Here is a 15,258-nt window from a genome sequence, read left to right on the forward strand (position 1 = left end):
TGTGGCGTACGACACGACTGCGACCTGCGTCGGAACCGCCGCACTAGGCTGCACCGAGTTTGTGTTCTGCCCGCCGACCCACTCATCGAGGAGTGTTCATGCCTGAGGCCGTCATCGTCTCCGCCACCCGTACCCCCATCGGCCGAGCCAACAAGGGCTCCCTGAAGGACTTCCGTCCCGACGACCTCACGGCGTTCATCGCCCAGGCGGCGTTGGACAAGGTCCCCGGCCTGGACCCGGCCACGATCGACGACTTCTACCTCGGCTGCGGGCTCCCGGGCGGCGAGGCCGGCAACAACATGGCCCGCATCGTGACCACCCTGATGGGCTACGAGATCCCCGGCGCCACGGTGACCCGCTACTGCTCGTCGTCGGTGCAGACCACCCGGATGGCCTTCCACGCGATCAAGGCCGGCGAGGGCGACGCCTTCATCTCCGCCGGCGTGGAGACGGTGTCACGGTTCCAGTTCGGCACCTCCGACCACATCCCGAACACCAAGAACCCGAAGTTCGCCGACGCCCAGGCCCGCAGCGAGGAGTACGCCAAGGGTGGCAAGGACTGGCACGACCCCCGCGAGGACGGCCAGCTGCCCGACATCTACATCTCGATGGGCCAGACCGCCGAGAACGTCGCCCGGATGCGCGGCCTGAAGCGCGAGGACCTCGACGCGTTCGGCGTCCGCTCGCAGAACCTGGCCGAGAAGGCCATCGCCGACGGCTTCTGGGCCCGCGAGATCACCCCGGTCACCCTCGCCGACGGCACCGTGGTCAGCGCGGACGACGGTCCGCGTGCCGGCGTCACCTACGACGCGGTGAAGGACCTGAAGCCGGTGTTCCGCCCCGACGGCGTCGTCACCGCGGCCAACTGCTGTCCGCTCAACGACGGTGCCGCTGCCGTCGTGATCATGTCCGACACCCGCGCCGCCGAGCTCGGCCTCACCCCGCTCGCCCGGATCGTGTCGACCGGCGTGTCCGGCCTCTCCCCCGAGATCATGGGCCTGGGCCCAGTCGAGGCCAGCCGCAAGGCGCTGAAGAACGCCGGGATGACCATCGACGACATCGACCTGGTCGAGATCAACGAGGCGTTCGCCGCGCAGGTCCTGCCCTCGGCGGAGGACCTCGGCGTCGACATCGACAAGCTGAACGTCAACGGCGGCGCGATCGCGGTGGGGCACCCCTTCGGCATGACCGGCGCCCGGCTGCAGAACACGATGCTGAACTCGCTGGACTGGCACGACAAGACCACCGGCCTGATCACCATGTGCGTGGGCGGCGGCCAGGGCATGGCGCTGATCCTGGAGCGGCTCAGCTGAGGTCGAGCGCCTGAGCAAGCATGTCGGCGCCGGGCCGTACCTTGTCGTCCCATGGACCTCGAGGTGCGGCCCGCCGCTGTCTTCGCCGACGTACGGACCCTGCTCGGGCCGAAGCGGCCCGACGCCAACGCGTGCTGGTGCCTGAGCTACCGGGTGGACTCCCGGCTCAACAACGAGCTGCGCGGACCCGCCCGCGGTGAGCACGTCGCCCGGCTGCTCGAGGACGGCCCGCTCGGCGTCCTGGCGTACGACGGCTCCGAGCCGGTCGGCTGGGCCGCAATCGCCCCGCGTGCCGAGACCTCCTTCGCACGCAACCGCAGGATCCCGCACGTCGACGACCTCCCGGTGTGGTCGCTGTGGTGCATCCGGGTGCGCCCCGGCTTCCGGCGCCGCGGCATCTCGCACACCCTGATCGAGGGAGCCGTCGAGCACGCCCGCCGCGAGGGGGCACCGGCCGTCGAGGCGTACCCGCTCGACAACCAAGGCGCGAAGGTGGACCAGACGATGGCCTATCCCGGGCTGCGCGCGAGCTTCGAGGCGGCGGGCTTCCGCCACGTCGTCGACACCACCTCGGTGTTGAACGGTTACGTGCGTGTGCTGATGCGCCGAGACCTACACTGACGCGCGTGACCCAGGACTCGCCGGACCTCGGCCCCGGCTCCTCCCCCGAGCCGCGCTGGCTGGACGCCGGCCAGCAGAAGGTCTGGCGCTCCTACCTGCTCGGCAGCACCCTGCTGCAGGACCGCATCGACGAGGACCTGCGCCGCTCCCACGGCCTCTCCGGGGTGGAGTACGAGATCCTGGTCCGGCTCTCCGAGGCCGAGGGCCGGCTGCGGATGGCTCAGCTGGCCTCCTCCCTGGCGCACAGCCGCAGCCGGGTGACCCACACCGTGAAGCGGATGGAGGCCGCGGGCCTGGTCCAACGCTGCGGATCCCAGGAGGACCGTCGCGGGGTGGTGTGCCAGCTGACCGACCACGGCTACGCCCGGCTGGTCGCCGCGGCTCCCGGCCACGTCGAGACGGTGCGCTCCGCGCTGATCGACCTCGTCTCGCCCGAGGACCTCGCCGCCTTCGGCCGCGTCATGGACGCGGTGTGCGACCGGCTGATCTCGGCGCACCCGGAGCGCGAGCTCCGCGCCTGACACGCGAGGCGGGTCAGGCGCGGAACCTCATCCGGGCAGGTCAGTCGCGGGTCAGTCGCGGGTGAGGCGACGGTGGGTGACCCGGTGCGGGCGCGCGGCGTCGGGGCCGAGGCGCTCGACCTTGTTCGCCTCGTAGGAGGCGAAGTTGCCCTCGAACCAGAACCACTCGCCGCCGTTCTCCTCGGTGCCCTCCCAGGCGAGGATGTGGGTGGCGATCCGGTCGAGGAACCACCGGTCGTGCGAGGTGACCACGGCACAGCCGGGGAAGTCGAGCAGCGCGTCCTCGAGGGAGGACAGGGTCTCCACGTCGAGGTCGTTGGTGGGCTCGTCGAGCAGCAGCATGTTGCCGCCCTGCTTGAGGGTCAGAGCGAGGTTCAGCCGGTTGCGCTCACCACCGGACAGCACGCCGGCGAGCTTCTGCTGGTCCGGTCCCTTGAAGCCGAACGAGGCGACGTAGGCGCGGCTGTTCATCTCGAAGTTGGCGACCTTGATGAAGTCGAGCCCGTCGGAGACGACCTCCCACACGTTCTTCTTCGGGTCGATGCCGCCACGGCTCTGGTCGACGTAGGAGATCTTCACGGTCTGCCCGACGGTCAGCTTGCCGGAGTCCGGCTCCTCACTGCCCGTGATCATCCGGAACAGCGTCGTCTTGCCGACACCGTTGGGGCCGACCACGCCGACGATGCCGGCACGCGGCAGCGTGAACGAGATGTTGTCCCACAGGACCCGGCCCTCGAACCCCTTGGTGAGGTTCTCCGCCTCCAGCACGACGTCACCCAGGCGCGGGCCCGGCGGGATGTTGATGTCGGCGGCGTCGATCTTGCGGGCCTTGTCGGCCTCGGCGGCGAGCTCCTCGTAGCGGGCCAGACGCGACTTGGACTTGGTCTGGCGAGCCTTCGCGTTGGAGCGGACCCACTCCAGCTCCTTCTCCAGCATCTTGGCGCGCTTGGCGTCCTTGGCGCCCTCGACCTTGAGCCGGTCCTTCTTGGTCTCCAGGTAGGTCGAGTAGTTGCCCTCGTAGCCGTGGATCGAGCCGCGGTCGACCTCGGCGATCCACTCCGCCACGTTGTCGAGGAAGTACCGGTCGTGCGTGACGGCGAGCACTGCGCCGGGGTAGGACTTGAGGTGACCCTCCAGCCACTGCACCGACTCGGCGTCGAGGTGGTTGGTGGGCTCGTCGAGGAGCAGCAGGTCGGGCTGCTGCAGCAGCAGCTTGCACAGCGCGACCCGGCGGCGCTCACCACCGGAGAGGTTGTCGACCAGCGCGTCCGAGGGCGGGCAGCGCAGCGCGTCCATGGCCTGCTCGAGGCGGCTGTCGATGTCCCAGGCGTTGGCGTTGTCGAGCTCGGTCTGCAGCTCGCCGGTCTCCGCCATCAGCGCGTCCTGGTCGGCGTCGGGGTCGCCCATCTCCATGTAGGCGTCCTCGAGGCGCTTCATCTTCGCCTTGATGTCGGCGACGGCCTCCTCGACGTTCTCCAGGACCGTCTTGCCCTCGCTCAGCGGCGGCTCCTGCTGCAGCATGCCGACGGTGGCCTGGGGGTCGCGCACGATGTCGCCGTTGTTGGGCTGGTCGAGCCCGGCCATCAGCTTGAGCAGCGACGACTTGCCCATGCCGTTGGGGCCGACGACACCGATCTTCGCTCCGTGCAGGAACGACAGGGTCACGTTGTCGAGGACGACCTTGTCGCCGTGGGCCTTCCGCACGTTGCGCAGGGAGAGCACGTATTCCGCCATGCGCCCAAGGCTACGGGCAGCGCGGGGCCGACCGTGTCCGGGGTGGTGCCGCCGGGCACGGTCGGCGAGCCCGCTCCACGCGGGTGCTGCGCCGGAGTCTGCGCCGGGGTCTCCGCCGGGGCGTGGCGCGCTCAGGCCGCCGGCGTCGCGGAGAGCCCGGGAGCCGCCGGATCCTGCGCACCGGCCGCGTCGCCGGGCACCGACCACGCGTCCGCGGCCGGGGACGTCTCCTCGCGCGCCGGCGCCGTGGCCTCCGCAGGCGGTGCCTTGAGGAACGTCGCCACCCCGCGGGTCAGGTCGTGGCCGATCGTGACCGCCTCGATCTCGATGGAGACCGCCTCCACCCCGTTCTTGTTGACGTAGGTGCGGTGGTTGAGCCGACCGTGGACGAGGACGGGGTCACCCTGCTTCAACGACTTCGCGCCGTGCGCGGCCAGGCGCCGCCATGCGCTGACGCCGTACCACTGGGTCTCGCCGTCGACCCACTCGCCGGCGGTGCGGTTGTAGTGCCTCGGCGTGCAGCCGAGGCGGAAGTTCAGCACCGTCGTGCCGGCGACGTCGCGCACCACCGGCACGGTGCCGATCCAGCCCTGGACGGTCACCGTCGTCTCGTTCGCCATCGTGGTGTCCTCTCGCTCGTGCCGGCCCACCTGACCGGTCGACACGAGTCCACGCGCCGGCGCCGACGCAGGCACCCCGGCAGGCGACGGCCTGTGCAGGGCGCGCCGCGCGCGGGCCGCTGGGGAGGACCCCGGGACCCTCAGGGGACCCGAGGGGACGGCGGCTCAGGCCTTCGCGGCGTCGATCCCGTGGCGGAAGTCGGCGTACGTCGCCAGCTCCGCGCGCACCGGCGCGAGGACCTCCTGCTCCAGCGCGGTGTGGACGACGTCGCGCAGCCGCTCCTCGGCCCGTTCCGCACGGGAGCGGGCCAGGCCGCCGACGGCGAGGCGGGCGAGGAGCGCGAGCACCAGGCCCAGCACGAGCGCGGCTCCCGCGACGACGGCCGGCAGCGGCAGGCCGGAGACCTCCGGCAGGTCCGAGGTCGAGCCCTGCACCGCGGCCACGCCCCACCAGGCCAGCGCACCGACGGCGGCGAGGAGCAGCACCCAGTGCAGCACCCGGACGCCGCCCACCCACCAGGGCAGCCTGCCGCCGAGGTCGACGCGGCCCAGCTCGCGCTCCAGCCGGTCGTCCAGGGCCTCCAGGCGGCCGGTGGCTGCGGCGCGCACGTGCACGGCCCAGGGGTCGCCGATCGCGTCGCCGACCTCGTCGGCGAGCCCGCGCACGCCGGTGTCGACGCTGGCGCGGTCGAGCGGAGCCACCTGCGGGGCGGCCTCAGCCGTCTCGGCGTCGCGGTTGCGGCGTCCCAGCGGGGCCAGGACCGGCCAGGTGACCGCACGCCGGGCGGCGGAGCCGACCGTGCGCTCGATGGTGTCCGCGACGGCGGAGACGCCGGCGGCGTCCGCCACCACGTCCTCCAGGTCACCCACGCGCTGCGCCGGCAGGCTCACCGCGGGCGCAGTGCCGCCGGCGGCCTCGAGCCGGGCGGCGGCGGCCGCCAGGTCCGCCTGCACGCGGGCGGTGGTGCTGCGCTTGTCGGCGACCCGGCGCCGGATCTCGGCGCGCAGCTCGCCCATGCCGATGCCGCGCTTGGCGGAGATCCCCAGCACCGTGACGTCCGGCAGGCCGTCGTCGGCGAGCAGGCGCCGCACGTCGTCCAGCAGCGCCTCGCGCCGGTCCTCGGGCACGGTGTCGATGTGGTTGAGGGCGACGACCATGACGTCGCTGTGGGTGGCCAGCGGCTGGAAGTAGCGCTCGTGCACCGCCGCGTCGGCGTACTTCTGCGGGTCCAGGATCCAGACCATCAGGTCCGCGACGGCCACCAGGCGGTCCACCTCGAGGTGGTGGGCCACCTCGGTGGAGTCGTGGTCGGGCAGGTCGAGCAGCACGACGCCGTCGAACCCCTCGTCGTCGCGGTGGGTGTCGAGCATCGAGTCGCGCATCGTCTGGTGGCGCGGCGGGATGCCGATCCAGTCGAGCAGCTCCTCGGCACCCTCGCTCCCCCAGATCACCGCGGAGGCCCAGGAGGTGGTGGGGCGCCGGACACCGACCGAGGAGAGCTCCAGCCCGGTCAGGGCGTTGTACGTCGAGGACTTGCCCGACCCGGTGGCACCGGCGATCGCGACCACCGTGTGCCGCGCCGAGAGACGCACCCTGCCCACGGCACGGTCCGCCGACGCGGCGACCTCGTCGAGCACGTCGTCGGGGACGCGGCCGCGGGCCGCCACGACGGCGTCACCGAGTCCGGCCACCTTGTCGCCCAACGGGGTGCCCCGCGTGGCGAGGTCGCCCGGCACCCGGGTCGTCTCGTCGAGAACGTCGCTCACAGGTGTCCACCTGTCCCCTTCTTGGCTGCGGCGAACCGCAGGTCGTCGACACGGCGCGCTGCCTGGCGCAGCTGGTCGGGCGCATCGGGCCGCAGCTGCCACTGCTCCGCGGGGGCAAGGTAGCGAGCGCGCTCGCCTCCCAGCAACCCGGTGAGCCGGCGCTCCAGGTTGCCTCGCGCCTGGTCCACGAGCCGGTCGGCGGCGGCGCGGCCGAGCACGGTCTCCAGCAGCGACTCCCCCGGGCGCACCGCGGTCCCGGTGGCGTCCGCGGCGGGGCCGGCCAGCGCGACGGCGGCCAGAGCGGTCGAGAGCCCGCGCACCCCGAGCGCCAGGAAGCGTGCGGTGTGCCGGACGTCAGCGGCCTCGTGCCGCACGAACTCCGCCAGCTCCTCCAGCCAGCCCCGGACCTCCTTCTCGGTCCGGGTGCGCAGCGCGCGGCCCGCACGGGTCAGGTCGTCGGTGGTCGAGGCCAGCAGCCGGGCGCCGTACTCCTCGGTGCTCCAGGCGGCTGCCGCCTGCGCCGCGGCGCGCTCGGCGTGGTCGACGACGGCGGCCTCGAGGGCCATCTCGATCGCGACGCCGACGCGTTCGGCCTGCTGCGGCTTGCCCTTGATCGCGTTGACCAGGCGCTCGCGCACGAACCCGACCTTGGCCTCGGTGCTGCGCAGCAGCTCGCCGCTGCCCACGAACTCCTGCCAGCGCGCCAGCAGGTCCCCGCGCAGCAGGGAGCCGTCGCCGGCCGCGGCGAGCAGGGAGCGCTGCGCCTCGTCGTGCACCTCGTCGGCGGAGGCGAGCAGGCCGGCCACGGCCTCCACCTGCAGCTGGGCGGCGTCGGCGATCGGGAACGCCTTGCGGGTCACGGTGCGCACCGCGCCCGCCACGGTCTGGCTGACCACCGAGCGTCGGCCGGCGGAGTCGGCGGCGAGCACGTCGAGCCAGTCGCGGATCTCCGCGGCGTACGACGTCGGGAGCAGCCCGTCCTCGCTCACCTCGCCCTGCGGCACGGCGAACAGGGGGCTGTCCTTGAGCCCGCGCGCGGCCATCATCCGCGCCAGGTGCACCGAGACCGTGGTCACGTCGTCGGCCGGGGTGCGGCTGAGCACGAGCGCCACGGCGGTGTTGCGCTCCACCGCGGTGCGCAGGTGCTCCCACGGCACCTGGTCGGAGTAGCGCGCCGCCGAGGTGACGAACAGCCACAGGTCGGCGGCCGAGAGCAGCTGGGCGGCGAGCTGGCGGTTGCCCTCGTCCACGGAGTCCACGTCGGGGGCGTCGAGGATCGCCAGGCCGCGGGGCACCTGCGGGGAGGGCACCAGCTGGATGGAGGCCTGGTCGTGGGTCGGCTCGGCGACCCGGGTCAGCTCGGGCAGGAGCCGCTCCGGACCGAACCAGTGCCCCTCGTCGGGGTGGTGCACCAGGACGGGCGAGCGGGTGGTCGGGCGCAGCAGGCCGGGCGTGGTCACCTTGTGCCCGACGAGGGTGTTGACCAGGGTCGACTTCCCGGCGCCGGTCGAGCCGCCGACGACCACGAGGAGCGGGGCCTCGATCTCGGTCAGCCGCGGGATGACGTAGTCCTCGAGCTGCTCGATGACCTGCTCACGCGCCTGGCGCAGCGCGCTCACACCGGGCAGGTCGAGCGGCAGCGGGGCGGCGCGCAGGGCGCCGTGCAGACGCACGACCTCGGTGAGCATGCGGGCGCCGAGGGCGTCCGGGGTCTCGGTGCTCGTCAGGGCCTGGTGTCCGGGGGTCATTGCTGGGGTACCACCTGTCCGGGGAAGGCGATCCGTGGCCGGGCGGCCTGGATGCGGCCGAGGAAGTGCTGTCCGCGGGGCTGCCAGTCGGCGGGCGCGGTTCCTCGGAGGAGTCTGTGGTGCAGGAAGCCGAGCTCGATGGCGGCCTGCTGGTACTGCCGCATGGCACGCTCGGCCTCCGGGCCGCCGTGCTGGCGAGCGTAGCGGCGGGCCGCACGCCGTCCGCGCAGGTTCACCACCCACCCGATGTCGGTGGCCGGCAGCAGGCCGCGGCGGGCGGCGTCGGTGAGCGCCACGCGGAGCAGGTGCGCCTCGGTCTCCCGGGCCCACCAGGCCAGCGCCACCATGCCGATGAAGGCGGGCGCCATGATCACCAGGTAGACCAGCACGAAGCTGCCGAAGCCGAAGACGGTGGAGCCGTTCCACAGGCCGTGGGTGAGCACGGCGAGCAGGTACCCACCGACGGGCGCGAGCACTCGGACGGCGCCGCTGCGCGAGCCGACCGCGAGGCCGACCCCGATGCCGATGAACGCCGTGAACAGCGGGTGCGCGAAGGGGCTGAACACGCAGCGCAGCACGAACGTGCCGGTGACGGCCCCGACGCCGCCGGGTCCCATCCCTTCGGTCCCGTTGTAGGCGGAGGCCAGGTAGAGGATGTTCTCGGTGAAGGCGAAGCCGATCCCGACCATCCCCGCGTAGACGATCCCGTCGAGGATCCCGTCGATCTCCGCACGCCGCCACCACAGCAGCAGGACCAGGAACAGGCCCTTGCTGGCCTCCTCCACCACGGGCGCGACCACGGCCAGGGAGAACGTGTCGGTCATCCCGACCAGCAGGCCGCCGAGCCCTTGGACGAACACCGCGGCCATCGTCGCGACGAACGCCCCCCAGGCGAGCCCGGAGGCGAGCAGCACCCGCGGCTCGGGCTCGTAGCGGTCCAGCCACAGGTAGGCGGCCAGCACCGGCCCCACGGGCAGCGCAGCGAGGGCGGTGGCCAGCAGGGTCGTGCCCGGGGCACCGGAGAGCGCCAGCACCAACAGGGTCGCCGCGGCCCCCAGGCACACCGCCACGGTCACCACGACCGGGAAGGCGATGCTGCTGCGCGGGGCGACGGACATGGGCGGCAGCCTATCGGGAGCCTGACCTGCGACGATGATCGCCGCGAACCCGGTGGACCCGCCCGCCCGGCGTACAGTGGGCGGGTGAGTGACGAGACCGCCGACCTCAAGACAGAGCAGCACGACCCGGCCGTCCCGGAGGCCTACGCCGCCTTCATGCGCACCGGTTGGGACGAGCGTGAGGACGACGTACGACGTCACCCGGTGGCCGACCTGGCCGCGCAGCGCCGCGCCCGGCTGGCCGCGGCGTTCCCGGGCGAGCGGCTGGTGCTGCCCGGCGGCGGCTACAAGGTCCGCGCCTACGACACCGACTACCGCTTCCGCGCCGACACCGCCCACGCCTACTTCAGTGGCAACCAGACCTCGGACGCGACGCTGGTCATCGAGCCGGACGGCTCCGCGGCCCTCTACGCACGCCCCCGTTCCGGGCGCGACAGCGACGAGTTCTTCCGCGACCGGCAGTACGGCGCCCTGTGGGCGGGCAAGCGTCCCTCGGCCGGCGAGCTGGAGGCGGCGCTCGGCCTGCCGGTGCGTCACGTCGACACGCTCGCCGACGACCTGTCCACCGCCGGCGTGAAGACCCGCGTGCACCGCGGGGTCGCGGGCGGGGTGGACGCCCTGGTCGAGGGGGATGCCGTTCGCGACACCGAGCTGGCACGGGTCGCCTCCGAGCTGCGCCTGGTCAAGGACGCCTGGGAGATCGGCGAGCTGCAGGCTGCGGTGGACGCGACCGTGCTCGGCTTCGAGGACTGCGTGCGCGAGTGGGACGGTGTCCTCGAGCACGGCGAGCGTTGGCTGGAGGGCACGTTCTTCCGCCGGGCCCGCACGATGGGGAACGACCTCGGCTACGACTCGATCGTCGCCTGCGGCCCGCACGCCACGACGCTGCACTGGATCGAGAACTCCGGGCCGATCGTGCCCGGGCAGCTGCTGCTGTGCGACATGGGCGTGGAGGGCGCGAACCTCTACACCGCCGACATCACCCGCACGATCCCCGTCTCGGGTACGTTCAGCCCGCTGCAGCGCGACCTCTACACCCTCGTGCTCGACGCGCAGGAGGCGGCGCTGGCGGCACTGCGGCCCGGCGTGCGGTTCCTGGCCGGCCACGAGGCCGCGATGCAGGTGCTGGCCCACGGCCTCGGCGACCTCGGCCTGCTGCCGGTCTCCGTCGAGGAGGCCCTCTCCCCCGACTCCCGCGTCTACGCACGCTGGACGCTGCACGGGGTGAGCCACATGCTCGGCATGGACGTGCACGACTGCGGCCAGGCGGCGCCCGCGGCCTACCGCGAGGCCAAGCTGGTCGAGGGCATGGTGCTGACCGTGGAGCCGGGGCTGTACTTCCAGGCTGACGACCTGCTGGTGCCCGAGGAGCTGCGGGGCATCGGGATCCGCATCGAGGACGACGTGCTGGTCACCGCCGACGGGGTGCGGAACCTGTCCTCGGCGCTGCCGCGCACGCCGGACGCGATCGAGCGGTGGATGGGCGAGCTGCGCGGCTGAGCAGTCCCCCCGGGCGCCGACCCAGCGCAGGCCCACGCCCTTCCCATCGCCCGGGTGCGGGCACAGACTGCTGAGATGTCGAAGAAGACCGCCACCGCGTCGTCGTACTCGATCACCATGCGCCTGCACACGAGCCCGGACCCCGGGGTGGTCGGGGAGGTCGCCACGGCGATCTCCACGGCAGGCGGGATGGTCACCGCCATCGACGTCGCCGAGTCCACCGGTCGCCGGCTCACCGTCGACGTCACCTGCTCGGCCGCCGACGCCGAGCACGCCGCCGCCCTGCAGGACGCGGTCGGCACCGTGCCGGGGGTCGAGGTGCACAAGGTCTCCGACCGCACGTTCCTGCTCCACCTCGGCGGCAAGATCGAGGTGGCCTCCAAGGTGCCGTTGAAGACCCGCGACGACATGTCGATGGCCTACACCCCGGGCGTGGGGCGGGTGGCCGAGGCGATCGCGGCCGACCCCGACGACCTGCACCGGCTGACCATCAAGGGCAACGCCGTCGCGGTGGTCACCGACGGCAGCGCCGTGCTCGGCCTGGGCAACCTCGGGCCCGGTGCCGCGCTGCCGGTGATGGAGGGCAAGGCAGCGCTGTTCAAGAGGTTCGGCGCCATCAACGCCTGGCCGATCTGCCTGGACACCCAGGACGTCGACGAGATCGTGCGGACCGTGGAGCTCATCGCCCCGGTGTTCGGGGGCGTCAACCTCGAGGACATCGCCGCCCCGCGCTGCTTCGAGATCGAGGCGCGGCTGCGGGAGCGGCTGGACATCCCGGTCTTCCACGACGACCAGCACGGCACCGCGATCGTGGTCCTGGCGGCCCTGACCAACGCGCTGCGGGTGGTGGACAAGAAGCTCGACACGGTGCGGATCGTGGTCGCCGGTGCCGGCGCCGCGGGCACCGCGATCGTGAGGCTGCTCCTCGCCGCCGGCGCGGGCGACGTCGTGGTGGTGGACATCCACGGTGCGCTGTCGGCCGACGACGCGTCGCTGCCCCCGGCCCACCGCGACCTGGCGGCGGTGACGAACCACGAGCACCGTCGCGGCGACCTGCGCACCGTGCTCGCCGGCGCCGACGTGTTCATCGGCGTGAGCGCGCCGAGGATCCTCGCCCCGGAGTGGATCCCGACGATGGCGCCGCACCCGGTCGTGTTCGCGCTCGCCAACCCCGACCCCGAGGTCGATCCCGCCCAGGCCGCCCGGCACGCGGCGGTGGTGGCCTCGGGCCGCTCCGACTACCCCAACCAGATCAACAACGTGCTCGCCTTCCCCGGTGTCTTCCGGGGCCTCCTCGACGCCCGTGCCGCGAACGTCACCACCGAGATGATGCTGGGCGCCGCCGACGCGATCGCCCACGTCGTCACCGACGAGGAGCTCAACGCCAGCTTCATCATGCCCACGGTGTTCCACCCCGAGGTGCACCACGCGGTCGCCATCGCGATCTCCGGCCACTGAGCAGCGAGACAGCCGACGATCCCACCCCCACGGGGACGAAGGTCCCGGTCCACCGGGGTCCGCATGGGCCAGTGCCGGCGCCCGCCCGGAGAGCGTTGTACCAAAGGGTCTCCGTCTCGGCGTGCGACACCTACGCTGAGCGCGGCGCGCGGTGCACGCCGTACCGAGCGATCGAAGGGTTCCGCCCGTGGCCTCCTCCGCACGTCCGTCCTCCGGCCCGGCCTCGCAGGTTCGGCTGCTGGCGTTCGTCGCGCTGCTCAGCGCGCTCGTCCTGACGTCGCTGGGGACCGGCGCCTCCTCGCTGACCCAGGCGGCCTCGGCGGCCGACACCGACTCGCAGCCGCGCTACGAGGTGTGGCAGCGCGCCGAGGCGCCGTACGACGAGAACCGGTCCAACCCGCTGGCCAACCGCGTGTGGGGCGTCTACCAGGGCCCGCAGGACCAGCTGTGGCGGCGCTACCAGAAGGTGTCGCCGGCGCGGCAGGCTCGCCTGGACACGATCGCGCTGCGCCCGCGGACCAAGTGGTACGGCAGCTTCGTCGCCGACCGGTCGATCCGCTCCACCGTCCGCAGCTACATCGCCTCCTCGCAGGCCGGCGACCCCGACAAGCTGGTCCAGATCGCGGTGTTCCGGATGGAGCCGTGGGAGCACGCGGCGTGCAAGAAGCGCACGACCGCGAAGCAGAAGAAGAGCTACAAGCGCTGGATCGTCCAGCTCGCGGCGGGCATCGGCGCGACCCCGACGCTGGTCGTGATGCAGCCGGACGGCCCGTTCCTGTGGTGTGCGCCGGACCGGCGCAAGAAGGCGAAGCTGTTGGCCTGGGCCACCAAGCGGCTCTCCGCGCTGCCGCGCACCTCGGTCTACATCGACGCCGGCGCGGCGGACTGGTGCGAGAACGACAAGGGCGCCGACCCCGAGCGCTGCGCGGGCATCCTCAAGCAGACCGGCATCGCCCACGCCCGCGGCTTCGCCCTGGACTCCACGCACTACACGGGTCCCAGCGAGAACATCCGGCACGGGGCGCGGATCGTGCAGATCCTCAAGCGCGACGGCTACGGCACCAAGCACTTCATCATCGACACCGCCAAGAGCGGGCGGCCCACCCCGTGGTCGCAGATGATCCCCTCCCGCAAGGGGGGCGCGAAGGACGACGCCCGGGTCTGCCGGAGCCGGACGATGACGCGCTGCGTCGCACTCGGCATCCCGCCGACCGTGCGGGTGGCCGACGAGCGCTACGGGCTCTCCGCCGACGACCGGGTCCTGGCCAAGCAGCTCGTCGACGGCTTCGTGTGGTTCGGCCGCCCGTGGCTGTACATGCAGGCCGACCCGTTCGTGCTCAAGCGGGGCTTGGCGCTGGCCGACAACACGCCGTGGCCGGGTCCCAAGCGCGACTGAGCGCTCGAGACCCGGGGTGCCACCACCTGCCTGACGCCCGAGCGGGGCGGGGCGGCATCATGGTCGGATGCGTGACGTGACCGGTGCCCGCCGCGGGGTGGGCCGATGGGCCTGATCCCGATGGCGGCGTACGCCGCGGACCCCCTCGCGGACTTCAGCCGGTGGCTGCGGGGCGACGCTCTCGAGATCGTCATGGTCGTCACGGGCTCCATGCTGCTCGCCCGGTTCGTGCGGTGGTTCGCCGACGAGGTCGCGACCCGCAACGACGCGGAGGCGGAGGACGGGCCGTCGCTGGTGCGCTCGGAGGACTCCAAGCACCGCCGCGCGATCGCGCAGGTCTTCACCTGGTCGCTGATCGTGCTGATCTACGTCCTGGCGACCGTCTCGGTGGTGGAGAACCTCGGCATCTCCCTGTCCGCGGTGGTGCCGGCCGCGACGGTGGCCGGTGTCGCGGTTGGCTTCGGGGCGCAGCGGGTGGTCCAGGACCTGCTCGCCGGGTTCTTCCTGGTCGCCGAGCGGCAGTACGGCTTCGGGGACCTGGTCCGGATCTCCGTGGTCGGCGTCTCCACCCCCGTGCTGGGCACCGTGGAGAGCGTGAGCCTGCGCATCACCACGCTGCGGACGGTCACCGGTGAGGTGGTGATCACCCCGAACGGCCAGATCGTCCAGGTCACGAACCTGTCCCGCGACTGGGCACGTGCGGTGGTCGACGTCCCGGTCCCGATCTCGGTCGACGTCAACCGGGTCACCCACGTGCTGCGTGAGGCCGGCGAGGCGGCATTCGAGGACCCGGCGTTGCACGAGCTGATGCTGGACGCGCCCTCGGTGATGGGCGTGGAGTCCATCGAGATGGACCAGTTCAAGGTGCGGGTGGTCGCCCGCACCCTGCCCGGCAAGCAGTTCGAGGTGGGGCGGTTGCTGCGGGTGCGGATCACCCGCTCCCTGCGCGCCGCCGGCATCAACCTGCAGGCGGAGGTCGCCAGCACGGGCGAGCCGACAGGGAGCGCGGAGTGAGAGACATCCCCTGGCCCCGACCGCGCCGGTCGACGTGGGCGCTGGCCGCCGTCTTCGTCCTGACGCTGACGCTCTACCTCTTCGTGCGGCCGGACCCGGCGCCCGAGCCGAATGCCCCGGTGCAGGGCCCGACCGTGCCGGCCCCGAGCCAGACGCCCACCCGGGAGACGCCGTCCCGTGAGCCGCGGCCCTCCCAGGACAGCTCGGAGCGTGCCCCCGAGCCGAGCGAGGCGCCCGCGGAGACCACCGCGCCCGACGAGCCGAAGCCCTCGGAGCCGCGCTCCCCCAACCGGACCCGGTCGCCTTCCCCGTCGCCCACCCGGGACACGCCGACGCCCACGCCCACGCCGACGCCGACGCCGGCCCCGCCGCAGCTGGAGGAGTCGCCCTCCGCGACGAGCCCCTAGCCGCCGCCGGCGCGGCGACATCCTTGGGGCAGAACTACCTG

Annotated in this window: 13 protein-coding genes; 8 read left to right on the plus strand and 5 right to left on the minus strand. The window is 72.8% G+C overall.

The window, feature by feature from the left end; genetic code table 11:
* Window positions 1-98: 98 nt before the first annotated feature.
* From KG111_RS12900 to KG111_RS12910, 3 genes are read left to right on the plus strand one after another with little or no spacing between them, the layout of a single operon-like run.
* Complete coding sequence (locus tag KG111_RS12900; RefSeq protein WP_205292035.1) at window positions 99-1,313, plus strand: acetyl-CoA C-acetyltransferase; 1,215 nt, start codon at window positions 99-101, stop codon at window positions 1,311-1,313.
* Between the two features lie 51 nt (window positions 1,314-1,364).
* A complete protein-coding gene (locus KG111_RS12905) occupies window positions 1,365-1,934 on the plus strand; it encodes a GNAT family N-acetyltransferase (RefSeq protein WP_205292036.1) in 570 nt (189 codons plus the stop codon).
* Window positions 1,935-1,939: 5 nt separating this feature from the next.
* Window positions 1,940-2,455, plus strand: coding sequence for a MarR family winged helix-turn-helix transcriptional regulator (locus tag KG111_RS12910; RefSeq protein WP_205292037.1), 516 nt, complete (start codon window positions 1,940-1,942; stop codon window positions 2,453-2,455).
* A 51-nt stretch (window positions 2,456-2,506) separates the two neighbouring features.
* On the opposite strand, the gene ettA is transcribed toward KG111_RS12910, so the two are convergent.
* The 5 genes from ettA to KG111_RS12935 form a co-directional block, all read right to left on the minus strand.
* On the minus strand, window positions 2,507-4,189 hold the full coding sequence (gene ettA, locus KG111_RS12915; RefSeq protein WP_205292038.1) for an energy-dependent translational throttle protein EttA: 1,683 nt from the start codon (window positions 4,187-4,189) through the stop codon (window positions 2,507-2,509).
* Between the two features lie 131 nt (window positions 4,190-4,320).
* Window positions 4,321-4,809 (minus strand): single-stranded DNA-binding protein, encoded by a 489-nt coding sequence (locus tag KG111_RS12920; RefSeq protein WP_205292039.1) that lies wholly within the window; start codon window positions 4,807-4,809, stop codon window positions 4,321-4,323.
* 165 nt (window positions 4,810-4,974) lie between these two features.
* Window positions 4,975-6,576 carry a GTPase gene (locus KG111_RS12925; protein ID WP_249666127.1) on the minus strand — a complete coding sequence of 534 codons (1,602 nt, stop codon included), beginning with the start codon at window positions 6,574-6,576 and terminating at the stop codon, window positions 4,975-4,977.
* Window positions 6,573-8,324: a dynamin family protein gene (locus KG111_RS12930; protein WP_240195890.1), complete on the minus strand. Its 1,752-nt coding sequence runs from the start codon at window positions 8,322-8,324 to the stop codon at window positions 6,573-6,575. The genes KG111_RS12925 and KG111_RS12930 overlap by 4 nt, the downstream gene beginning before the upstream one ends.
* The gene (locus KG111_RS12935; RefSeq protein ID WP_205292040.1) at window positions 8,321-9,442 is read right to left on the minus strand and encodes a PrsW family intramembrane metalloprotease; all 1,122 of its coding nucleotides are present in this window, start codon (window positions 9,440-9,442) and stop codon (window positions 8,321-8,323) included. The genes KG111_RS12930 and KG111_RS12935 overlap by 4 nt, the downstream gene beginning before the upstream one ends.
* Before the next feature lie 84 nt (window positions 9,443-9,526).
* Here KG111_RS12935 and KG111_RS12940 point away from each other — a divergent pair, with 84 nt between their 5' ends.
* The 5 genes from KG111_RS12940 (at window position 9,527) to KG111_RS12960 (ending at window position 15,217) form a co-directional block, all read left to right on the plus strand.
* Window positions 9,527-10,942, plus strand: coding sequence for an aminopeptidase P family protein (locus tag KG111_RS12940; RefSeq protein WP_249666128.1), 1,416 nt, complete (start codon window positions 9,527-9,529; stop codon window positions 10,940-10,942).
* Window positions 10,943-11,017: 75 nt separating this feature from the next.
* On the plus strand, window positions 11,018-12,400 hold the full coding sequence (locus tag KG111_RS12945) for an NAD-dependent malic enzyme (RefSeq protein ID WP_205292041.1): 1,383 nt from the start codon (window positions 11,018-11,020) through the stop codon (window positions 12,398-12,400).
* Between the two features lie 187 nt (window positions 12,401-12,587).
* Window positions 12,588-13,796, plus strand: coding sequence for a glycoside hydrolase family 6 protein (locus tag KG111_RS12950; protein ID WP_205292042.1), 1,209 nt, complete (start codon window positions 12,588-12,590; stop codon window positions 13,794-13,796).
* 105 nt (window positions 13,797-13,901) lie between these two features.
* Window positions 13,902-14,810: a mechanosensitive ion channel family protein gene (locus KG111_RS12955; RefSeq protein WP_240195891.1), complete on the plus strand. Its 909-nt coding sequence runs from the start codon at window positions 13,902-13,904 to the stop codon at window positions 14,808-14,810.
* Window positions 14,807-15,217: an Rv3103c transmembrane domain-containing protein gene (locus tag KG111_RS12960; RefSeq protein ID WP_205292043.1), complete on the plus strand. Its 411-nt coding sequence runs from the start codon at window positions 14,807-14,809 to the stop codon at window positions 15,215-15,217. Before KG111_RS12955 ends, KG111_RS12960 begins: the two co-directional genes overlap by 4 nt.
* Window positions 15,218-15,258 lie beyond the last annotated feature (41 nt).

The sequence above is a fragment of the Nocardioides faecalis genome, assembly GCF_018388425.1.
In the GTDB taxonomy this organism is placed as follows: Bacteria; Actinomycetota; Actinomycetes; order Propionibacteriales; family Nocardioidaceae; genus Nocardioides; species Nocardioides faecalis.

Bases quoted from the DNA above. Each gene is read 5' to 3' on its own strand.
- KG111_RS12900 (WP_205292035.1), top strand. From the start codon at position 99: ATGCCTGAGGCCGTCATCGTCTCCGCCACCCGTACCCCCATCGGCCGA.
- KG111_RS12905 (WP_205292036.1), top strand. From the start codon at position 1,365: ATGGACCTCGAGGTGCGGCCCGCCGCTGTCTTCGCCGACGTACGGACC.
- ettA (WP_205292038.1), bottom strand. From the start codon at position 4,189: ATGGCGGAATACGTGCTCTCCCTGCGCAACGTGCGGAAGGCCCACGGC.
- KG111_RS12920 (WP_205292039.1), bottom strand. From the start codon at position 4,809: ATGGCGAACGAGACGACGGTGACCGTCCAGGGCTGGATCGGCACCGTG.
- KG111_RS12930 (WP_240195890.1), bottom strand. From the start codon at position 8,324: ATGACCCCCGGACACCAGGCCCTGACGAGCACCGAGACCCCGGACGCC.
- KG111_RS12935 (WP_205292040.1), bottom strand. From the start codon at position 9,442: ATGTCCGTCGCCCCGCGCAGCAGCATCGCCTTCCCGGTCGTGGTGACC.
- KG111_RS12945 (WP_205292041.1), top strand. From the start codon at position 11,018: ATGTCGAAGAAGACCGCCACCGCGTCGTCGTACTCGATCACCATGCGC.
- KG111_RS12955 (WP_240195891.1), top strand. From the start codon at position 13,902: ATGGGCCTGATCCCGATGGCGGCGTACGCCGCGGACCCCCTCGCGGAC.